21 protein-coding genes are annotated in these 21,219 nt (G+C 62.6%); 9 read left to right on the top strand and 12 right to left on the bottom strand.

What is annotated here, in order from left to right; translation table 11 throughout:
- Nucleotides 1–18: 18 nt before the first annotated feature.
- Entirely contained in the window at nt 19–669 is a 651-nt protein-coding gene (locus NKH95_RS24345) for a dihydrofolate reductase family protein (protein ID WP_352775848.1), read from the top strand.
- A 71-nt stretch (nt 670–740) separates the two neighbouring features.
- On the opposite strand, the gene NKH95_RS24350 is transcribed toward NKH95_RS24345, so the two are convergent.
- Entirely contained in the window at nt 741–1,610 is an 870-nt protein-coding gene (locus tag NKH95_RS24350; protein ID WP_352775852.1) for a LysR family transcriptional regulator, read from the bottom strand.
- Nucleotides 1,611–1,706: 96 nt separating this feature from the next.
- Between NKH95_RS24350 and NKH95_RS24355 the strand changes: the two genes are divergently transcribed.
- Entirely contained in the window at nt 1,707–2,306 is a 600-nt protein-coding gene (locus tag NKH95_RS24355) for a LysE family translocator (protein WP_023809698.1), read from the top strand.
- A 214-nt stretch (nt 2,307–2,520) separates the two neighbouring features.
- On the opposite strand, the gene NKH95_RS24360 is transcribed toward NKH95_RS24355, so the two are convergent.
- The gene (locus tag NKH95_RS24360; RefSeq protein ID WP_128305500.1) at nt 2,521–3,315 is read right to left on the bottom strand and encodes an SDR family NAD(P)-dependent oxidoreductase; all 795 of its coding nucleotides are present in this window, start codon (nt 3,313–3,315) and stop codon (nt 2,521–2,523) included.
- Nucleotides 3,316–3,523: 208 nt separating this feature from the next.
- Between NKH95_RS24360 and NKH95_RS24365 the strand changes: the two genes are divergently transcribed.
- The gene (locus NKH95_RS24365; RefSeq protein WP_352440436.1) at nt 3,524–3,979 is read left to right on the top strand and encodes a MarR family winged helix-turn-helix transcriptional regulator; all 456 of its coding nucleotides are present in this window, start codon (nt 3,524–3,526) and stop codon (nt 3,977–3,979) included.
- Nucleotides 3,980–4,003: 24 nt separating this feature from the next.
- Here NKH95_RS24365 and NKH95_RS24370 read toward each other — a convergent pair whose 3' ends face one another.
- A complete protein-coding gene (locus NKH95_RS24370; protein ID WP_128305502.1) occupies nt 4,004–5,182 on the bottom strand; it encodes an MFS transporter in 1,179 nt (392 codons plus the stop codon).
- A gap of 199 nt (nt 5,183–5,381) precedes the next feature.
- On the opposite strand from NKH95_RS24370, the gene NKH95_RS24375 reads away from it, so the two are divergent.
- The 4 genes from NKH95_RS24375 to carB all read left to right on the top strand — a co-directional run bounded on the left by NKH95_RS24375 (nt 5,382) and on the right by carB (nt 11,622).
- Nucleotides 5,382–5,738: an ArsR/SmtB family transcription factor gene (locus tag NKH95_RS24375; protein ID WP_128305503.1), complete on the top strand. Its 357-nt coding sequence runs from the start codon at nt 5,382–5,384 to the stop codon at nt 5,736–5,738.
- Between the two features lie 271 nt (nt 5,739–6,009).
- The gene (locus tag NKH95_RS24380) at nt 6,010–6,774 is read left to right on the top strand and encodes a metallophosphoesterase family protein (RefSeq protein WP_128305504.1); all 765 of its coding nucleotides are present in this window, start codon (nt 6,010–6,012) and stop codon (nt 6,772–6,774) included.
- A 178-nt stretch (nt 6,775–6,952) separates the two neighbouring features.
- Nucleotides 6,953–7,852 carry an SH3 domain-containing protein gene (locus NKH95_RS24385; protein ID WP_352792997.1) on the top strand — a complete coding sequence of 300 codons (900 nt, stop codon included), beginning with the start codon at nt 6,953–6,955 and terminating at the stop codon, nt 7,850–7,852.
- 272 nt (nt 7,853–8,124) lie between these two features.
- On the top strand, nt 8,125–11,622 hold the full coding sequence (gene carB, locus NKH95_RS24390; RefSeq protein WP_352893454.1) for a carbamoyl-phosphate synthase large subunit: 3,498 nt from the start codon (nt 8,125–8,127) through the stop codon (nt 11,620–11,622).
- A 20-nt stretch (nt 11,623–11,642) separates the two neighbouring features.
- Here carB and NKH95_RS24395 read toward each other — a convergent pair whose 3' ends face one another.
- The 4 genes from NKH95_RS24395 to NKH95_RS24410 form a co-directional block, all read right to left on the bottom strand.
- Nucleotides 11,643–13,484, bottom strand: a complete 1,842-nt coding sequence (locus tag NKH95_RS24395) for an ATP-dependent nuclease (protein ID WP_352893456.1) — start codon at nt 13,482–13,484, stop codon at nt 11,643–11,645.
- A gap of 178 nt (nt 13,485–13,662) precedes the next feature.
- Nucleotides 13,663–14,055 (bottom strand): Rid family hydrolase, encoded by a 393-nt coding sequence (locus NKH95_RS24400; RefSeq protein ID WP_352795980.1) that lies wholly within the window; start codon nt 14,053–14,055, stop codon nt 13,663–13,665.
- Nucleotides 14,056–14,405: 350 nt separating this feature from the next.
- Entirely contained in the window at nt 14,406–14,867 is a 462-nt protein-coding gene (locus NKH95_RS24405) for a DUF6644 family protein (RefSeq protein ID WP_352893458.1), read from the bottom strand.
- Nucleotides 14,868–15,251, bottom strand: coding sequence for a DUF6152 family protein (locus NKH95_RS24410; RefSeq protein WP_352440426.1), 384 nt, complete (start codon nt 15,249–15,251; stop codon nt 14,868–14,870).
- 204 nt (nt 15,252–15,455) lie between these two features.
- On the opposite strand from NKH95_RS24410, the gene NKH95_RS24415 reads away from it, so the two are divergent.
- The gene (locus NKH95_RS24415; protein ID WP_127295081.1) at nt 15,456–15,776 is read left to right on the top strand and encodes a DUF1476 domain-containing protein; all 321 of its coding nucleotides are present in this window, start codon (nt 15,456–15,458) and stop codon (nt 15,774–15,776) included.
- 168 nt (nt 15,777–15,944) lie between these two features.
- Here NKH95_RS24415 and NKH95_RS24420 read toward each other — a convergent pair whose 3' ends face one another.
- Nucleotides 15,945–16,499, bottom strand: a complete 555-nt coding sequence (locus NKH95_RS24420; protein ID WP_352440425.1) for a DUF4142 domain-containing protein — start codon at nt 16,497–16,499, stop codon at nt 15,945–15,947.
- Nucleotides 16,500–16,708: 209 nt separating this feature from the next.
- Complete coding sequence (locus NKH95_RS24425; RefSeq protein ID WP_352893460.1) at nt 16,709–17,452, bottom strand: DUF899 family protein; 744 nt, start codon at nt 17,450–17,452, stop codon at nt 16,709–16,711.
- 145 nt (nt 17,453–17,597) lie between these two features.
- Here NKH95_RS24425 and NKH95_RS24430 point away from each other — a divergent pair, with 145 nt between their 5' ends.
- Nucleotides 17,598–17,933, top strand: a complete 336-nt coding sequence (locus NKH95_RS24430) for a hypothetical protein (protein WP_023809714.1) — start codon at nt 17,598–17,600, stop codon at nt 17,931–17,933.
- Between the two features lie 13 nt (nt 17,934–17,946).
- Here the strand turns inward: NKH95_RS24430 and NKH95_RS24435 are convergent, their stop codons facing one another.
- From NKH95_RS24435 to NKH95_RS24445, 3 genes are read right to left on the bottom strand one after another with little or no spacing between them, the layout of a single operon-like run.
- Nucleotides 17,947–18,771: a carbohydrate ABC transporter permease gene (locus tag NKH95_RS24435; RefSeq protein ID WP_352893462.1), complete on the bottom strand. Its 825-nt coding sequence runs from the start codon at nt 18,769–18,771 to the stop codon at nt 17,947–17,949.
- Between the two features lies 1 nt (nt 18,772).
- Nucleotides 18,773–19,735: a carbohydrate ABC transporter permease gene (locus NKH95_RS24440; RefSeq protein WP_023809716.1), complete on the bottom strand. Its 963-nt coding sequence runs from the start codon at nt 19,733–19,735 to the stop codon at nt 18,773–18,775.
- A 46-nt stretch (nt 19,736–19,781) separates the two neighbouring features.
- Complete coding sequence (locus tag NKH95_RS24445; protein WP_352893464.1) at nt 19,782–21,050, bottom strand: ABC transporter substrate-binding protein; 1,269 nt, start codon at nt 21,048–21,050, stop codon at nt 19,782–19,784.
- Nucleotides 21,051–21,219 lie beyond the last annotated feature (169 nt).

Below are 21,219 nucleotides of genomic sequence, written 5' to 3' on the forward strand. Positions count from 1 at the left end.
AAGAACGGGAGCATTGGAATGAGAAAGATCATCTCTGCGACATTCGTCAGCCTTGACGGCGTCATGCAGGCACCCGGCGGCCCGGAAGAGGATCCGGCCGGCGGCTTCAAGTTCGGCGGCTGGACCTTCCATTACGTTGACGAGGCGGGGGCCGCGGCGATGGATGAACTGTTCTCCAAGCCTTTCGCCCTGCTGCTCGGCCGCAGAACCTACGACATCTTCGCCGCCTACTGGCCGTATCAGAAAGATCCGATCGCGGATGCCTTCAACCCCGCGACCAAATATGTGGCGACGCATCGGCCTGACACCCTCACCTGGCAGAACACGCAAGCGCTCGGACCCGATATCATCGCGACGTTGCGCCGCCTCAAGCAGGAGGATGGGCCGGACCTGCTCATCCAGGGATCTGGCGATCTGATCCAGACTTTGCTCGCCAACGGGCTGATCGACGAAATTCGGCTGATGATCTTCCCGCTATTGCTGGGCAAGGGCAAGCGGCTGTTCGGCGACAGCGCGATGCCGGCCGCCTTCAAGCTCATCAAGTCGCAGGCAACCAGCACCGGCGTCATCATGGCGACCTACGAACGATCAGGCGAGATCAAGGTTGGGTCGTTTGTCACAGGGGAGCCGTCCGACGCCGAGCTCGAACGGCGCAAGAACTGGAAGTAGCAGGACGGCCTTTGCACCCTTTCCTCTCCCCCGATCGACGGGGTAGAGGAACCCAAGTTCTGAGAAGTCTCTCAAGCCGCCACCGGCCGTCGTGCCAGCCCATCGCGGATATGGCGTGCGAATTCCTGCGCCGCCGGCCCTACCCCATGCCTCGGCAGATGCAGGTTGATGGCAAAATTCGGCAGTGGCGGCAGGCCGGACTCCGGTGGCAATATGTCGAGATCCGCCGGAACCGTGGAGGCTAGCCAGGCGGTGACGGCGAGGTCGGAGCGCACCGTCGCCGTCGTCGCGTCGATGTTGCCGTTTTCGAACACGGTGCGCCACTCCAGCCCATGCTCACCGAGCGCCGCCAGCACCGCCGGGCGGAAGGCGCAGGTGTCGGCGACGATCGACACCGGCAGCGGCCGCTTGGCGCGGGCAACGCCGCCCTTGGCGCCGACCCAGACCAGCCGGTCGATGGCAAGGCACTCGCCCGCCGACGGGCCGACGCGTTCCTCGATCACCGCAAGTTCGATGGTCCCGGCCGCAAGGGCAGCAGCCAATTCCGGCGACGAGGCGCAGACCAGCGATATCTCGACCTGCGGATAGGTCTCGGCATAGGTCTTCAGCACCGGCGCCAGCAAGGTGCCGACAAGGTCGTAGGGCACGCCGAGCCGCACCTGGCCGGCCACCGGTGTCCCAGCCATCTCCGCCCAGATCTCGTCATTCAAGGCCAGCAACCGCTTGCCCCTGCCGAACAGCTGTTCACCGGCGCGCGTCAGCCGCAAGCCGCGCCGGTCGCGCTCGAAGAGGCAGGAGCCGAGCGCCTCCTCCAGCCGCTTGACCTGCTGGCTGACAGCACCTTGCGTCAGGTGCAGCGCATTGGCCGCCGCCGTCATGCTGGCCTTGTCGGCGACGGTGATGAAGGTGCGGATCAGCGCCATGTCGAGATTTCGGATCATGGCTGGCATTATCCATCCTAATGCCGACCATGGCAAACATTGCATTTACTGAAGTTCGCGCGCAGCTACGATCGCAGCCCTGACAGAGGACGCCGCATGCTCGAGCCCATTCTCCCGCTCATCCTGTTTGCCATCGTCGCCACCACCACGCCCGGCATCGCCACAACCCTGTCTACGGCGTCCGGCGCCCAGTTCGGGTTTCGCCGTTCCGTGCCTCTGCTGGTCGGCAGCGCCGCCGGCCTCGCCACGGTGACGGGTGCCGCCGCCGCCGGGCTCGCCGGTCTGCTGCTTGCCATGCCTTCGCTGCAACTGGCCATGAAGGTCATCGGCTCGCTCTATCTCCTCTGGCTGGCGATCAAGATCGGCCGCAGCGGACCGCCCAATCTGGATGTGAGCATGGCCAGGCCGAACAGCTTTCTCGGCGGCGCCGGCATTCAATGGATGAACCCGAAGGGCTGGGCGATGGGGCTGGGCGCCGCGGCCTCGTTCGCGGCGCTGGCCAGCGGGCCGATGCAGCTCGCGCTGCTGCTCGGCGCCACTTTCGGCCTCGCGGCGGCCGCCTCGCTGTCGCTGTGGTGCGTGGCCGGAATGGTGCTGGCGCGGCTGCTCAAGACCGAATGGCAATGGCGCGCGCTCAACATCGTGCTGGCGCTGGTGCTGGCCGCCTCGATCATTCCGATGTGGCGGACGGCGTAAAGCGCGGCCTTGCAGAACCTGGGTTCCTCGCCCCCGCAACGCGGGGGAGAGGTGGCCGCGAAGCGGTCGGAGAGGGGGCTTCGTAGGGCGGATACTTCTTGAAACTTGATCTCCGTCGAGCCAGTCCCCCTCTCCGTCTCGGCTTCGCCGAGCCACCTCTCCCCCACATTCGTGGGGGCGAGGAACCCAGTTTCTGCTATCGGCCTCGAAACCCTCAAGCCGCGTAGCGGGCCGCCGGCTTGTCGGCGTGCAGGCTGCCGTAGAAGGCCTGCCGGGCACCGAGGAAAATGTCCAGCTTGGCCGGCTCGGCGAGCGCCGGCACGGTGACGGCTTCACCCCTGGCAAGGCCGACAAGGGCCGCATCGACCATATCGTCGGCCGTCATGATGATTTCCTTCGGAAGCTGGTCGATATCGCTGCCGGCAAGCTCCCAGAAATCGGTCCGTGTCGCGCCCGGCAGCACCACCTGCACCTTCACCTCCGTACCCGCGACCTCGCGGTGCAGAGCCTCGGTGAAGTTGACGACATAGGCCTTGGTGCCGCTGTAGATGCCGCCGAACGAGGTCTCATAGGCGAGCACCGAGGCGATGTTGACGACCGCACCTCGGTTGCGCGCCAAAAACCCCGGCAGCACGGCACGGGTCAGCCGCGTCAGGGCGATGACATTGACCTTGATCATGCGTTCGGCAGCGTCCGCATCGGCGGTTGCCACCACGGACTGGCCGCCAAGGCCGGCATTGTTGACCAGCAGCGTCACGCTGTCGTCGCTGGCGATCGCCTGCTCGACGCGGCGGACGTCGTCGTCGTTGGAGAGGTCGGCGCTGATCACGCTGACCTTGCGGCTATAGGTCTGGCGCAGCTTCCCGGCCAGTTCCTCCAGCCGGTCGGCGCGCCGCGCCACCAGCACCAGATCGTAGCCCTGCCCCGCCAGCCGGTCGGCATAGACCGCGCCGATGCCCGACGAAGCACCGGTGACGACCGCCGTGCCCTTGTTGCCCTGTCCACTCATTGTCCTGTTCCTTCTTCGACTGATCTGGTTCGCTTCGACTGATCCGGCGCCGTGGCATCTGCCGCGCTGCCGGAAAGCCGCTTGATTTGAATTAGTGGCATATGCCACTAATCGTGAAGTAGGCATATGCCACTATCTTGTCAATGATACGGACGAGGATTATTTGAGGGTAGCAGCCGGGCCTCATTCGCCGGCGCCAAGGACCATCATGTCAAAGGACAGCTTGCCCGGCCTCACGCTCTGCAACAACGCCGCGCTGCGCCGTGCGGCGCGCAAGCTCGGCAAGTTTTATGATGATGTGGTGGAGCCGTCAGGCCTCAAGGCGACGCAGCAGGGCCTGCTCTACCAGATCCATATCGGCGCCGAGCCGGCGATGGGGGCTATCGCCACGTCGCTGATCATGGACCTGTCGGCGCTCGGCCATACGCTGAAACCACTGATCCGCGACGGCTATGTCGAGACTTTCGCCGATCCGGAGGACCGCCGCGTCAAGCGTGTGCGGCTGACGCCGCAAGGGTTGGCCAAGCTCGAGGCAGCGATGAAGCTGTGGCAAATCGCCCAGCAGCGTTTCGAGGATGTCGTCGGCAGGGACAAGGCTGAAAAGCTGCGCGCGGCGCTGGATGACATCGCCGCGCTGGATTTTGATCTGCCCCCGGCCAGCTGAGCCGGCCGACGGCTTTCAAAGAGATTACTCGGCAGGCATCTCTACAGGCCGAGCCGCCCGGCGGCCGGCCACCACGATGCCAAGCCCGACGATCGGGAAGATCGCGGCGATCAGGCCGAGATCGGCCGGCGCGCCGTAGCGCAGCACGGCACCGCCCACCACCGCGCCGAGTGCGACGCCCAGATAGAGCGCCGAGGCATTGAGCGACAGCACGATCGGGGCGGCATCGGGCGCCAGCTTGATGATGCGGCTGGCCTGCGCCGGCGGGAAGGCCCAGCCGACGATGCCCCACGGCACCATCATCGCCATCAGCGCCGGTCCGGCAATATGCGGCGGCAGAAAGGTCGGGATGACCGACAGCAGGACCAGCATGCCGGCGCTCAGCGCCAACGACCAGCCGACGGTGCGGGTCGCGCCGAACCGGTCGGCGGCCTGGCCGCCGCCAATGTTGCCGATGACGGCGCCGACGCCGAAGGCGAGCAGCATGCCGGGCAGCGCGATCTGGCTGAGACCGCCGCCCTCGATGGCAAGCGGCGCGACATAGGCAAAGACGGTGAAGGCGCCGATCAGCGCCAGCACCGTCGTCAACAGGATCGGCATCACGCCGGGACGCAGCGCTGCCGCCAGCCTGCGCTTCAAGGGCAGCCTGGTGCCAACGATGCCCCGCGGCAGCCGGTACCACAGGATCGCGCCTGCAAGCGCGCCAAGGCCGGCGATGGCAAAAAAGGTGCCGCGCCAGCCGGCAACGGTGGCAACGAGCGCGCCCAGTGGCGCACCCAGTGCAACGGCCACCGTGGTTCCGCCGACGACGACGGCGATGGCACGCGCCCGGTGATGGTCATCGACCAGCGCCACCGCGGTGCCTTGCGCGGTTGCGGCGAACAGGCCCGACGACAGCGCCATGACGATGCGCGCGATCAGCAGCAGTTCGAAGGAGGAACTCAAGGCAGCGGCGATGTTGCCGAGCACGAAGAACACCAGCGTCCACAGGATGACGCGGCGCCGGTCCCATTCGCCTGTCAGCGTCGCCAGGATCGGCGTGCCGATCGCATAGGCGAGCGCAAAGGCGGTGATCAGCGTGCCGGCCAGCGGAATGGAGATGCCGGCATCCGCCGCGATGTCGGGCAGAAGGCTGGAGATGACGAAGCCTTCGGTCGAGATCGTAAACGATCCGAGCGCTAGCCAGAAAAGGCGCTTGTCCATGGCGGGATGTCCTTAGTTCAAAAGTTATTGAACAATTGGACATAATAGGGCATCATGTCAATGAAGCCAGGGAAAAATAGCTGAACCTTCCTGACAGCCCTGTGTCAGCACAGGTCGGCGCGAGACGGAGAAAGGCCGCGTGCGGGCCAACAATGATGGATGCGTTGAAATCGGACCCGACTGTGCTTAGTTTCGAGCCATGACCTTGCCACACCCCAATACGGACCAGATCAGCCTGCCGATCGTGCTTGGCGTGCTCGGCGATCCGACCCGGCTCGCCATCGTGCGCTATCTCGCCAGCAAGCAAGGCGTGCCGCTGAACTGCAGCCAGTTCCTGGATTTCGGCTCGAAGACCAATCTGAGCTACCACCTCGCCAAACTGCGCGAGGCCGGCGTCACCCGTGCCGAGGTGGTCGGCACCAACCGCATGATCACACTGCGCCGCGCCGATCTCGACGCCCGCTTCCCCGGCCTGCTCGACAGCGTCATCGCCGCCGCCGGCGACGATCCGGCAGTGCCGGCGGTCGGCGGCCACGACATCGAAGTGCACGCGTAGGCTGTTTCCTCGCACGATGAAACGCAGAGCTCGCATATGAATTCTTACGAAGATGGCCCCCACTCCGTCGAGCTTCTATCGTCGACGGAGGAGAGGGAAGGCGCGACTTCGCCAACCTTGGCTCCCTTCCTCTCCCTCCGGAGGGGGGAGAGCGACGGGGGAGAGGAAAGGCGCGAGTCAGGTGGGGTACATCGTAGAGCAGAAGCCTCGGCTTCCCATATGCGATAGCCCTGCCGTAAAACGGGGCCGCCAACCCACGGAGCCTCCCCCTATGCGCATTGCCGTACTGGCCGATATCCACGGCAACGTCCTGGCACTCGACGCTGTGCTCGATGATCTGCGCCGGCGCGGCGGCGCCGACCTGACCGTCAACCTGGGTGACAGCGTTTCCGGCCCGCTCTGGCCGCGCGAGACGTTTGCGCGGTTGGAGGCGCTGAACCTGCCGACAGTGCGCGGCAACCACGACCGCCGTGTCGCCGCCGACCCCGCTGATGACACCATGTGGCCCTCCGACGCCTATGCGCAGGAGCGGCTGACCGAGACGCAGCGCCAGATGCTTTTCGCCCAGCCGCTGACGCTGGAGATCGCACCCGGAATCATCGCTTTCCACGCCCGTCCCGACCATGACGAGAAATATCTCGCCGATACCATCGTCAATGGCCAGCTGGTGCGTGCGCCGCTGACGGCGATCCGGCGGCGGCTGAAGGCGCTCGACCCGGCTTGCCGCATCGCGCTGTGCGGCCACAGCCACCGCGCGGAACTGATCCGCGTCCCCGATGGTCCCGTCATTTTCAACCCGGGCAGCATCGGCTGCCCCGCCTATGACGATTCCACACCGCCGGCGCATGTCTCCGAGCAGGGCTCGCCGCATGCGCGCTACGGCATCGTCACCTTGGGCAGCAACGGCCAGTCCGACCGCTTCGAGGCCATCGCCGTCGACTACGACCACGAGGCGGCCGCCAGGCAAGCCGAACAGGCGGGCCGGCCGGAATGGGCTCACGCGCTCAGAACAGGGTTCATGCCCCTGCCCGGCTGAACGCTCTTGCGTTCATGCCCGGCTGAGTAGGCTCACGGCCTGGCGGGCCGGGTTGGGACCGGCGGAACGGCGAGCCGAATTTTCGGGCTTACATGGCGCCGCGGCGTCCCTTATAAAACCGGCCGGGCTTGCGGCGGGCTCGATCCGCCGCGGCATGATGTCAGCGCACGGCCAAACGATGAGGCGCACAGTCACGCTCCGAACAACCCTGCATGCGCTGATTGCTGCTCCGCTGTTGATGACGGCGTGGCCGGTGATTGCCCCCGCTATGGCTGAAGAGATGGCCCAAGAGGCGCCGGACCTCGTCATCTCCGTCGTCACCGGCCTGGCGCCGGACGACCTTCTCAAGGTCCGCACCACCGCATCGCCGGTCGCCACGGTCGAGGCGCGGCTGAGCAGCGGCGACATGGTCACCAATCTCGGCTGCAACGACATCAACGGCTACAAATGGTGCAAGATCGAGAGCACGGGCAAGGAGAAGCTGAGCGGCTGGGCGCCGGCGCGCTATCTCATTCCCCTCAATCCGGCCCCTTATGTCGAAGGCGAGACAAGACCGGCCGATGCGCCGGTGGTTGCCTCCACCGGCAGCGCCAATGAGGCCGGGCAGGCCTCGGCGCCGGATCAATCGCAGGCCACCAATAGCGCGCCGGTCGCACCGCCCGACCTGACAGCGCGGCTTGGCGGCGCCGGTCCGGCTGCCGAAAGCACGCCGAAATCGGCCGCGGAAATCGGCCGCGCCGCGATGCAGGATGCGTATGTACTGGCGCTGGCGGCGCCTGACGTCCCGCTTGATTCCGTTCCGACGCCGGCTTCTGGCCCCGAGATTCCCTGCGCCCGCTATGTCGGCCAACCAATGGAGCGCTGCAAGGTCAGCGTGGTGCACACCGCCGACAAGGCGAACATCACTGTGACCTGGCCCGATGGCGGCACGCGCATCATCTCCTTCCGTGCCGGCCAGCCGGCCGGTTCCGACGCGGACGGCAATTTCCGCTTCACTCGGGAGGGCAGCCTCAACATGATACGCATCGGCGAGGCCGAGCGGTTTGAGATTACGGATCAGCTGGCGCTGGGGAATTAGAATTTAGGGGAGTAGGGGAATAAGGGAGTATGTTTGGAATTCCCTCGAACCCACACCCTATTCCCCTATTCCCCTATTCCCCTATTCCCCTATTCCCCTATTCCCCTATTCCCCTATTCCCCTACTCCCCTACCTCGCATTTTCGGGGTTACATCAGTCAAAACTCTTCCCTATAAGGCCCTCCTAGCCTGATACCAGAATCGCGAGCACAACCGGCCGGGTCTTCCCGTCCCGGTTTTTTGTGCAAGCCGCCCGCCGAACGGACCTTTGACATGCCAAGACGCACTGACATCAAGTCGATCCTGATCATCGGGGCCGGCCCCATCGTCATCGGCCAGGCCTGCGAGTTCGACTATTCCGGCACCCAGGCGTGCAAGGCGCTGAAGGAGGAAGGCTTCCGCGTCATCCTGGTCAATTCCAACCCGGCCACCATCATGACCGATCCGGAACTGGCCGACGCCACCTATATCGAGCCGATCACGCCTGAAGTGGTCGCCAAGATCATCGCCAAGGAGCGGCCCGACGCGCTGCTGCCGACCATGGGTGGCCAGACCGCGCTCAACACCGCTTTGTCGCTGCGCCGCATGGGTGTGCTCGAGCGCTACAATGTCGAGATGATCGGCGCCGACGCCACGGCCATCGACAAGGCCGAGGACCGCGCTCTGTTTCGCGAGGCGATGAAGAAGATCGGGCTGGAAACGCCGAAGTCGATGCTGGCCAACGCCACCGACGTCAAGAACACCGACCGCAAGACGCATGAAGCCGAGCGCGCCGCCGTCAAGGCCGAGGCCCCGGCCGATCTCGACGCCGCGCTCGACGCGCTGGAAACCCGCTGGAACCTCGGCGAAGGCGACCGCAAGCAGCGCTACATCAGCCATGGCATGGCGATCGCCGCGCAGGCGCTCGACCATGTCGGCCTGCCCGCCATCATCCGCCCGTCCTTCACCATGGGCGGCACCGGCGGCGGCATCGCCTACAACCGCGCCGAATTCTACGAGATCGTCCAGTCCGGCCTCGACGCCTCGCCGACCACCGAAGTGCTGATCGAGGAGAGTGTGCTCGGCTGGAAGGAGTATGAGATGGAGGTCGTCCGCGACAAGGCGGACAATTGCATCATCGTCTGCTCGATCGAGAACATCGACCCGATGGGGGTGCACACGGGCGACTCGATCACCGTCGCTCCGGCCCTGACCTTGACCGACAAGGAATACCAGATGATGCGCAACGCCTCGATCGCGGTGCTGCGCGAGATCGGCGTCGAGACCGGCGGCTCCAACGTGCAGTTCGCCGTCAACCCGGCCGACGGCCGCCTGGTGGTCATCGAGATGAACCCGCGCGTCTCGCGCTCGTCCGCCCTTGCCTCCAAGGCGACCGGTTTCCCGATCGCCAAGATCGCCGCAAAACTCGCTGTCGGCTACACGCTGGACGAGTTGGAGAACGACATCACCGGCGGCGCCACGCCCGCCTCCTTCGAGCCGTCGATCGATTACGTCGTCACCAAGATCCCGCGCTTTGCCTTCGAGAAATTCCCCGGCGCCGAGCCGGTGCTGACCACCGCCATGAAGTCGGTCGGCGAAGTCATGGCCATCGGCCGCACCTTCCAGGAATCGCTGCAGAAGGCGCTGCGCGGACTGGAGACCGGCCTCACCGGCCTCGACGAAATCGAGATCCCCGGCCTCGGCTACGGCGCCGCCAGCCATGCCGACGATCGCAACGCCATCCGTGCAGCCCTCGGCACGCCGACGCCCGACCGGCTGCGCATGGTGGCGCAGGCGATCCGTATGGGCACCTCGCTGGAAGACGTGCACGCCATGTGCAAGATCGACCCGTGGTTCCTCGAACAGATCGCCGGCATCGTCGCCATGGAAGCCCGCATCCGCGAGCACGGCATCCCCGAGGACGCCGTCAATCTGCGCATGCTGAAAGCGATGGGTTTCTCGGACGCCCGCCTCGCGTCATTGACGAGAACAGACGTCGAAGTGATTGCGAAGATTCGCGAAAAGCTCGACGTTCATCCAGTTTATAAGCGCATCGACACCTGTGCGGCCGAGTTCGCCTCGCCGACCGCCTACATGTACTCGACCTATGAAGTGCCGTTTGCCGGCGCGCTGGCCAACGAGGCGCAGGTCTCGTCGCGCAAGAAAGTCGTCATCCTTGGTGGCGGGCCGAACCGCATCGGCCAGGGCATCGAGTTCGACTATTGCTGCTGCCATGCGGCCTTCGCGCTACGCGACGCCGGCTATGAAGCGATCATGATCAACTGCAACCCGGAGACCGTGTCGACCGACTACGACACGTCGGACCGGCTCTATTTCGAGCCGCTGACGGCGGAAGACGTGCTGGAGATCCTGCGCGCCGAGCAGGCCTCTGGCGAACTGGTCGGCGTCATCGTCCAGTTCGGCGGCCAGACGCCGCTGAAGCTGGCCGATGCGCTGGAAAAGGCCGGCATCCCCATCCTCGGCACCTCGCCCGACATGATCGATCTCGCCGAAGACCGCGACCGTTTCCAGAAGCTGCTGCACAAGCTCGGCCTCACCCAGCCGAAGAACGGCATCGCCTATTCGGTCGAGCAGGCCCGCCTCGTCGCCGGCGAGCTCGGCTTCCCGCTGGTGGTGCGCCCGTCCTATGTGCTGGGTGGCCGCGCCATGCAGATCATCCATGACGAGGGCATGCTGCAGACCTATCTGCTCGACACCGTGCCCGGCCTGGTGCCGGAGGACATCAAGCAGAAGTACCCCAACGACAAGACCGGCCAGATCAACACGCTGCTGGGCAAGAACCCGCTGCTGTTCGACACCTATCTCTCTGGCGCCATCGAGGTCGATGTCGACTGCCTCTGCGACGGCAAGTCGACCTTCGTCTCCGGCATATTGGAGCACATCGAGGAGGCCGGCATCCATTCGGGCGACAGTGCCTGCTCGCTGCCGGTGCACTCGCTGCCTTCGGAGCTGGTCGACGAGCTGGAGCGCCAGACGGCAGCCCTTGCCCGCGCGCTCAATGTCGGCGGCCTGATGAACGTGCAGTATGCGATCAAGGACGGCACCGTCTATGTGCTGGAGGTCAACCCGCGCGCGTCGCGCACCGTGCCCTTCGTCGCCAAGACCATCGGGCGGCCTATTGCGAAAATTGCTGCCCGCATCATGGCCGGCGAGACGCTGGAAGACGCCTTCGCCCATTACGGCGCCATGCCCGACCCCAGGAACCCCGGCCACATCGCGGTCAAGGAAGCCGTCTTCCCCTTCGCTCGCTTCCCCGGTGTCGACATCCTGCTCGGCCCGGAAATGCGCTCGACCGGCGAGGTCATGGGCCTCGACCGCGACTTCGCGCTCGCCTTCGCCAAGAGCCAGCTCGGCGCAGGTGTTGATCTCCCCCGCTCCGGCACCCTGTTCGTCTCGGTGCGGGACGAGGACAAGAAAGGCATCCTGCCGGCGGTCAAGCGCCTGGCCGGCCTCGGCTTCAAGGTGCTGGCCACCTCAGGCACCGCCCGCTTCCTCGCCGAAAACGGCGTCGTCGCCGAGAAGATCAACAAGGTCCTGGAAGGCCGCCCCCACATCGAAGACGCCATCCGCAACCGCCAGGTCCAGATCGTCTTCAACACGACTGACGGCCAGAAGGCGGTGTCGGACTCAAAATCGCTGCGCCGCGCGACGCTGATGCAGAAGGTGCCGTATTACACGACGCTGTCGGGCGCGGCGGCAGTGGCCGAGGCGATCGCGGCGCTGAAGGCGGGGAGCCTCGAGGTGAGGCCGCTGCAGGAGTATTTTGCGTGAGGTCCTGTAGGGCTATCCGCTCAACCAGCCACATCCCTGATACTTCTGCGCATCCGCATCTGCGGCTGTGCCGCTGACGATGAACTTTCGGTAGCTGAAATAACGGCCTCGACGGCTTTGAACACCGCATCGAACGCAGAAAAAGCTTCATCCGGCAGCTGAGGTACAACGGCCTTCGCAAAGGCCATTTTGGAACTCTCATCAATTGCCTGCACTTCTGTTCCTCCCGCCAGCGGCACCCGGAACACTTCATTTCCCAACTTTCTGTTGGCTGTTAAAGGAGTAAGTACTAATCGACGACCATCGACCACAACTGATAAGTATTGATCGGGAAACAAGAATTCAATCGGGAGATTTTCATTCGTCGCGCATAAAGCTCTAAAATCTGGAACAGGCATAAGAATTCCGAATGAGCGTCCGTTCTTCGAAGATTTTACATCCGAAAAAAGATCGTTTGCGACAAAATTATTATCTAATCTCCACTCTTTCACCCCGCTCTCATCGCGATCAAATAAGCCGATGACAACATGCGGATTGTCAGCGGCGACTGCCTTCAGACACAACGACAGCTTAGATGAACCAGCAGCACCTCCGCCACTACCATCGCTTGTATCACAGCTCTTAATACGAAATATTTGTTTCGATTTTCTTAGGCGCTTCCAAGCCTCACAAAGAATTAACTCGTCGGTTTTGCCTTCTGTTAAAAGTATAGGAGACTTTATCTCAAATAATTCATCTCTAATACTTCCTATTTCCTCCTTGAACTTATTTATTTCTAGCTGCTGTATGGAATAAGATTCGAGAGCTTTAGCCACAGCCGGCAGATAAAAACCTTCTCCAATTGCAGTCACAGCATCAAATCGTTCGAGATTCTTGCCCTGAACGATAGTTGCATCGCCACCCTCTCCGTCTCTGGTGACGTAGAATCTAGTTATCTTGTCAGAGGTTAGGTTATAGAAAGATGGGCTATGTGTGGTGGTAAATATCTGGACTCCATCGCCGGCTGAAATCTTCAAGAGCCGAACAGCTTCTGCCTCAGCAGCTACGAAATCCAACGAATTTTCGGGCTCCTCGAACCCCCATATATGAAACTGGAATCGATCTCTCTTTGATATAAAGTTGAGCAGTTCGGGAATATGTCGAGCCTTGATGCCATCGCCCCTTTGCGTCGTGAGCGATTTTGAAATGCCCCCCGCATTACTGATTGTCTCGAAATCTAAGGTTTGGAAAAGCTCATCCATTTTACTGGGGGAAGATATTTTGGTTTCATGAGCTATCTCTTTTGGAAGATCCGAAAAAAGACTGCTCGTTAGGCCCTGAACTCTACTTGCAAAATCACCAACTGTCGATAAAAACTCGTCCGACTCAGACAATGTCTCATATATATTAAAAAGAAGACTTCGGAATATCGTGGGATCTTTTATCGCTGGGATATAAATAAATCTAAATAAGTTTATAAACCTCGTAACGATATGTCTTTGATTCTCCCGAATATGCGACGAAACCTCTTCGTGGTAATCATCCCCACGAGATACTGTCCACTGCCTCTTCACATAAAATCGCTCGCCGAGAGACCTTTGATAATTCTTCGGAGTTGCAAACGTAATTTTAACATGTATAAACTTCCTAACATCGTCCGAATTCTGAGATTCAGTTAAGCGCTTATCCGAGAAATCAATGCCAAAATCGTAGTCATTAATATGATCTGTTTTGTTGTTAAAAAAGAGGTTCAAAGCGCGAACTATATTCGACTTGCCAACGTCGTTCTTCCCAAATATTATATTCAAATGATTGCATCTATACAACGTAACTTTATAAAAGCTACGAAAATACGCGATTTCAATTTCTTGAATAAGGTTCACAGCCATCCCCCAGGTAGACGGAGGAAGCTACTACACATTTTAGCCGTCAAACAGTGCGTAGGGGCGAGGTATTGGGCGGCACCACATCATTTGCCCAGGTTTATTCAAGAATACTCGTATGGCTGCGATCCCAGGCATCGACTTTGGCTTCTAGAGCTATCAGCTTAAGGGTTGCCCCTCACGCCACCGCCACGCACTCGATCTCGATATCAAACTCCATCGGCCATGACGCCACCGGCACAAAGCTCCGCGCCGGCGGGTTCACGCTGAAATACCGCGCATAAACCCCGTTGATGGCGTTGTAGAAGCCGGAATTGACGGCGTAGATGCGCACCATCACCACATTGTCCAGCGAGGTGCCCGCCGCTTCCAGGCAATGTTTCAGCGCCTTCAGCGACGCCTCGGTCTGCACCTGGATGTCGCCGCGCACCATCTCGCCGGTCACCATGTCCACCGGCGGCGTCGCCGAGATGAACACGAAGCCGTTGGCCCTCACCGCTGTCGAGCAGGGAAGGCCGAGCGCCCGCACCTTGTCCGACATGACCGGCACTTCGATGATTTCTTTCTTCATGGTGGTTCTCCCTGAGTATGCAGCAGGCTGCCGCGTTAGCGCTAATGAAGAGCCCCCTAACCTTCCCCCCAAGGGCAGGGCTATCGCATGTGGATTCTTGCGAAGAAGGACCCCCACCCTAACCCTCCCCACAAGGGGGAGGGAACGCTGCCGCGTGCCTTTAAATTCTTCTTTGGCGCCGAAAGACAGACGATTTGCCTAGGTCAGCGCCAACGGAAGTCTCCCTCCCCCTTGTGGGGAGGGGTTAGGGGTGGGGGTCCTCTTCGCAAAAAAACTGTAGGTGACAACCCAGGTGCTTCAGGGAGCTTATCCCTGCACTGGCGGAACGCCAGTGCCGGCGCTCGCTCTAATCAGAGAAAACCGATGAACCGTCCGGCGAAAAGCACGGAAGTCCACAGCAGAATCGAGAGCACGGCCAAAGCGGTCCCACCCGCCGGCTCGCCGCGGCCTGTGGCGCGGCGAACGCGGGTGAAGACGAGGAAGTTCACGCCGGCGACAAGGATGAGTGCCATCTTGGCGAGGAAGATCGGCATCGCCGCATAGGTGCTCGCTTTGACCGAAAACAACAGCGAGCCTGTGACAAGCGCGCCCGCGAACGCCGCCAACGCAATGTGGCGCAGCAGCCCCACGAACGCCGCTTGCGGCAGCGAGCGGAAAGCGCCGCAGATCCTGAGGTCCATGAGAACGACGCTGGTCAGCAACGCGCCGATCGATATGATGTGGAGCGCATTGACGATGGGGTAGGCAATGAAGGAGCCCTTCAGCCACCGCGCCAACGCAAGGTGCTCGATGCCGGTGAAAAACTCCGTCATCTAGGCGGGCGGCACACGGTCGGGATAGACATCATACGTCTTCCCATTGACGATGAGGCGCACCGCCTTCATGCGCTTTTCGGTCGCCTCGAGCGAGCGGTTGCCGATCGCAGTCACCTCGTCGCCGACCTTGGCCACCTCCTCGGTGAAGCCGGCGGCGATCGTGCGGGATGGCGGCGCCATCTCCACCCGCCAGGCCTCGCCCTCGGCATCGACATCCAGCGTGGCGTGCGGATTGCCGATATAGATGGCCGTGATCTTGCCCCTGAGTTCGAAAAACCCGTCCTGCGTCCACGACCAGCCATGATGGGCATAGGCCGCGGTGCCGGCGGCAAGGATCACGGCCGCCGTCAGCGCGACGCCGCGAATTCCGTTGAACTGCATCGCTCGTCTCCTCGGTTCGTTCCGCAGGGATTGAAGAGTAGGACGCGGCACGGCAACGTCAAATCACATCGGGCGAAGCCGCCAGGCGCCGCTCGATCACCGGCGACCTTGCCTTGCTAATGACATCCATGCGCGCCACTCTCTCCTTCCTGGCCGTTCTTCCCCTGGGCTGAAGATCGGACTCACATCCAAACGAGGCAAACCATGAGCAGCATGAGAGACCGTCAGGAAGGCTTCGAAAAGAAGTTCGCGATGGACGAGGAAACGAAGTTCCGGGCCATGGCGCGCCGCAACAAGCTGCTCGGCCTGTGGGCCGCCGAACAGCTCGGCAAATCCGGTGCGGACGCCGACGCCTATGCGAAGGATGTGGTGCACGCCGACTTCGAAGAGGCCGGCGACAACGATGTGTTCCGCAAGGTCCGCGCCGATTTCGACGCGGCAGGCATCGCCCAGTCGGATGCCCAGATACGCACCGCCATGGAAGAACTGCTGGTGACCGCGGTCGAGCAGATCAGGTCGACCTGAGCAGCGCTCAGCCTTGATCGGTATAGGGCGTGCCGTCCTTGAGGCACAGGGCCACATTGTGGTGTTGGTTTGCCAAGCGGGCTGGCTTCCATGGTAGCGCTCTACGGCGCCCCCCTCTGTCCTGCCGGACTGTGGGGGGCGCCATAGAGCGTCGACCTTGAACCGCCCTCACCCCTGATGCGCGGCCGCCAGTTCCTTCACGTGTTTTTCGTGCATCTGCAGCGTCGGCAGCGTCTTCTTGGCGAATTCCTTCATCGCAGGGTCGTCGCCGGATTGCGCATAGCCGCTGAACAGCGCGACGGCTTCCTTGTGCGCGTTGGTCTGCATTTCGATGTATTTCGCCTGGAACTGATCGCCGCTGGCGCTCTTCAGCTCATCGAGCATCTTCTGCTCCTTGGGCTGCAGGGCCGGACCGGACGGCGCTGTGGCCGAGGTTGTCTGGCCCTGGGCAAGCGCCGCCTTGAATTCCTCGCCGGCTTTGGTGTGATCGGCGATCATCTGTTTGGCGAACGCCTTGACGTCGGCATCGGTCGCCTTCTGCTCGGCGAGCTTGCTGGACTCGATCTCGAACTCATTGGCGCTCGGCACCGTCTTGATGAAGGTCGAAGTGTCGACCTTCGTCGTCGTGGCGAGCGGCGTGGTCGTGGCGGTCGTGTTCGACTGGGCAAAGGCCGGCGCGCCGGCAAGCAACGCTGCTGCGGTCAGGATGGTAAGCGTTTTCATGGCATGTCTCCGGTTGGAATTGTCCCTCGGACAATCCAACGTCGCTTGGGCACTCCGGTTGCAGCTCATGAGGAAGAAGCCTGCGCATGTCGCCTCAATCGCCCCACCGTATCCGTGCCTGACTCGAACGCTCGCCGATGCCCTCGTTCGAGCCAGCCATGGACTCATGTTCCGAAAACTAAAACGCGGCGGCTGACCAGAGCTGCCTTTCAGTGGCAACACGCCTCGCCATATTGCAACTGCTCGTTCCAGTTCGGGCGGCCTTCAGGCGTGAAATCCATCAGGTTCCACAGCGTTTCGCAGGTACCAAGGCCGCGTGGGTCCTTGCCCGGCTCCGTCGGTGCGAAATCCAGTTCCGAGCTCCAGAAATGGCGTATGCCGTCGCCGTCGCGGTGGAACACCGACAGCAGCGGGATCTGTGAGCCGTCGGCCGCCTCCGCATTGTAGTCGCGCTTGAAGCTGTTGGAAGCCGAAGACACCAGCCGCATGTTGCGCCAGCCCCGGTCGCGGCCGAGCGTGACCAGGTTTTCGAGCGCGGTCTTGCCCACCACCGCGAAATTGAAGCCGGCGGCCTGGAGATGCCCGACGGCGCCGTCGAACTGATCGAGCAATGCCGTGCAGGACGGACATGGCTGGTCCGGTCGGGCAAGCTTCGCCGTGCCGCCGCTGGTCGCCACATCGCGCTTCTCCTGCGGGTGACGCGGGAACATCATGTTGTAGAGGATCAGCGTATCCTTGCCCGGCGCGAACAGCTCCGAAAGCTTAATCTTGGCCGGCCTTCGATCGGTATCCAGCCCGTCGAACTCATAGTCCTGACGGATCAGCCCGCCCGGCGGCAGCGCGCGCCGGGCCTCGGCGACCTCTTCCATGACGCGGCGCAGCTCGATTTCCTTGCGCAGCAGTTTTTCGCGCGCGGTGCGGTATTTCGCGGATTCGTTAGGAAAGGTGATCATGATCGGCTCCTTCAAGTCGCGGCGCCGGCGTCCCGGCGCGGTTGCTCTGCGACCCAAGGACGTTTGGCGGCGATCGGTCCCGACATTCATTGCGCCTGGCGAGATGTCGTAATACCTGTTCGGGCAGCGTGATCCGGGGGACAAGATGCACGACGACGAGATCGATCTGCGCTGCCCGCAAGTGGTGGCCGACAATGCCGCCAAGGGCCTCAGGCTACGCGGCGAATTCGGCCGCGGCGGCACCGAGATCGGCGTGGCCCGCGCCACCGAGCTGAAGAACCGGGAAAAGCTCGCGCCCTCCACCATTCGCCGCATGGTCAGCTATTTCGCCCGCCACGAGATCGACAAGCGCGGCAGGAACTACGGCAATGAGCAAAACCCTTCGGCCGGCTACATTGCCTGGCTGCTGTGGGGCGGCGACGAAGGCCGCGCCTGGGCGCTGGAGCTCAAGAAGAAGATCGGCAACGCACCGGACATCTGAGCGTTTCGCCCCCTCACCCCTTGACCCCGCCGGCGGTGAGGCCGGAAACGATCTCGCGCTGGAAGATCAGCACCAGCACCACCAGCGGCACCGTGACGATCACCGAGGCCGCCATGATGTTGCCCCAAGGGATCTCGAACTGCGAGTTGCCGGAGAGCAGCGCGATCGCTACCGGCACGGTCCGCTGTGCGTTGTTGGAGGTGAAGGTCAGGGCAAACAGGAACTCGTTCCACGCGCCGATGAAAGCCAGCAGGCCGGTGGTCGCCAGCGCCGGCCACATCAGCGGCAGGAAGACCCGCGTGATGATGATGCACGGCGTCGCGCCGTCTAGGATCGCCGCCTCCTCGACCTCGACCGGCAGGTCGCGGACGAAGGTGGTGAGCACCCAGACGGTGAACGGCAAGGTGAAGATCATGTAGGAGAAGATCAGCGCGAACAGCGAATTGTAGAGGCCGAACAGGCGGACCAGTTCGAACAGCCCGGCCAGCAGCGCCACCTGCGGGAACATCGACACCGACAGGATGATGAACAGCAGGGCCGAGCGGCCGCGAAAGCGGATACGTGCCAGCGCATAGGCTGATGTGACGCCGAGCAACAGCGAAAGCGCAACCACCGCGCCGGAGACGAACAGCGAGTTCAGCAAGTTGCGCACGAAGCTGCCCTCGGTCAGCACATTCCGGTAATTGGCAAGACGGATCGTCGTCGGCCACAGATCGGCTCGGAACAGGTCGGTCCCCGATTTCAGGCTGGTGACGATGGCGTAGTAGAACGGGAACACGGCGACGAAGACGATGACCGCGACCAGCAGGTAAAAGGCCGTGCGCTTCAGGATCCACATGTCAGCGGCCTCCGTCCAGGCTTATCCGGCCGATCCGGATGGTGACGATGGTGAGCAAAGCGAGGATCAGGAAGAGCAAGGTCGAGGCGGCGGAGCCATAGGCGAACTTGTCGAACTCGAACAGGTTCTCGCGGGCGAACACCGACATCGACTTGGTATGCACATTGTTGGGCGTCAGCACATAGATCAGGTCGAAGATGCGCAGTGCATCGAGCGCGCGGAAGATCACGGCCACCATCAGCGCGGGGCGGATGAGCGGCAAGGTCACCCGCCAGAAGATCTGCCAGGGGTTGGCGCCGTCGAGCCTGGCGACCTCGATGATCTCCCTCGGCAGCATCTGCAGCGCGGCCAGGATGAGCAGCGTCATGAATGGTGTCGCCTTCCAGATATCGACGATGAGGACCGCCGCCATCGCCGTGTCGGCGTTGGCCGTCCAGGCGATCTTGGCGCTGATCAGGCCGAGGTTGAGCAACACGACATTGATGATGCCGAACTGGTCGTTGAGCATCCATTGCCACATCTTCGCCGAGACGATCGTCGGGATCGCCCAGGGGATCAGGATCGCTGCCCTGACGATGCCGCGGCCGGCGAATTCCGCGTTGAGAACCAGGGCAACGATGGTGCCGAGGATGGTCTCGCAGGTCACCGAAATCACTGTGAAACGAACCGTGTTCCAGACGGCACGCCACCAGACCGGATCGACGAGCAACCCGTCATAGAGGGTCCTGCCGCTCGGCATGCTGAACACCGAGAAATAATTGGCGAAGCCGACCCATTGGCGCGCATCGAGATCGGCCAGCGAGGCATCGGTGAAGCTGAAATAGACCGTGCGGGCAAGCGGCCAGCCGGCCGCCGCGGCGAGCACCAGCAGCATTGGCGCCAGGAAAAGCCACGCCGAGCGAACGCGCTGCGCCGTCAACTGCGAGTGCGCGGCCCTGGCTGTTTCCGGTTCCGTCCCTGTCATCTCGCTCCGCTCGTTGCGGTCCCGCCGGGTGGCTGTCCCAGTATCGTCACCAGCCTCGGCCCTTCAACTTGGTCAGCATCGCTTCGAGATCGGCCAGATTGTCGGCGGCAGTGCCGTCGCCCGAGAGCGTGTTGTGCACGGCGTTCCAGAACTGGCTCGACGCCTCGTTGTATTTGATCCTGGTCGCGGCCGAGGGGCGCGGCACCGCATCGAGAAAGATCTGCTTCCAGCGCGGAACGATCGGCTGTTGCCTGGCGATGTCGGCATCGTCATACAGCGCCTGGATGGTCGGCAGGTTGGACGTCTTCAGCGTGCGGTATTTCTGCATCGCGGGCGAGGCGATGAACTTGATCAGCTCGATCGCGGCATCCGGATGCTTCGAATATTTGGAGACGGCGAGATTCCAGCCGCCCAGGGCCCCGACCGGTCGGGCGCCCTCGCCCGTGCCGGCCGGCAGCGGCGCCACGTCGAATTTGCCCTTGATCGGCGAGCCCTCGCCGTTGCCGAGCGCGTAGGCATAGGGCCAGTTGCGCATGAACACCGCATTGCCTGTCTGCCAGACACCGCGCGATTCCTCTTCCTGGTAGGCGAGCACGCCGGGTGGCGCGATGGTCCCGACCCAGCCCTTGACCATGTCGAGCACCACCGCCGCTTGGCTGTTGTTGACGGAGATGGTGCCGTCCGGCTCGATGATCTGGCCGCCGCCATTCGACATCACCCATTCGAGCGCGTCGCAGGTCAGCCCCTCATAGGCATTGCCCTGAAAGACGAAGCCCCAGATATCCCGATTGCCAGCCGCACGCTCCTTGTCCATGACCAGCTTGGCGGTGTCGGCCAGTTCCTTCCAGGTGGCCGGCACCTTGGCGCCATATTTGTCGAGGAGATCCTTGCGGTAGTAGAGCGCCGGCGCATCGGTAAAGATCGGCAAGGCGACGAGCTTGCCGTCGACGGTCTGCGACTGGATGATCGACGGGAAATGCTCAGCCACGATATCCTTGGTCGCTGCGGTCAAATCCACGAGCTGGCTGGCGAGTTGCGGCGCCCAGATCACATCCGTCTGGTAGACGTCGATGTCGCTGTTTCCGGCGGCAAGCCAAAGCCGGTACTGGCCGAACTGGTCGGTCCCGGACGCCGGCATGACGACGATGCCGACCTTGTTGCCGCTGTCTTTCTCGTAACGGTCGAGGATCTCGCGCAGCACCTTGATGCCATCGCCGGTATCGCCCGACACGATCGACAGATCGACGGCCCATGCTGGCGTGCCAGCGAGCATGGCAGCGACGCCGACCGCAAGGAATGCGTGAGAAAACGTCATGGTGGTGGATGTCCCTCCGCAGCCGGTGACGGAAAATCCTCCCACGCGCCGGCAGCTTGTCAGGCCCTCACCTCCCATTAAATGCGAAGCGGCGCTTTTGGGTTCCCAAATCATGCCGTTCCTGCGTGGGCGACATGCATCAGGGTGTGTTGAGATTCAGGTCAGGCAA

The organism is Mesorhizobium sp. M0848 (genome assembly GCF_040319805.1).
In the GTDB taxonomy this organism is placed as follows: domain Bacteria; phylum Pseudomonadota; class Alphaproteobacteria; order Rhizobiales; family Rhizobiaceae; genus Mesorhizobium.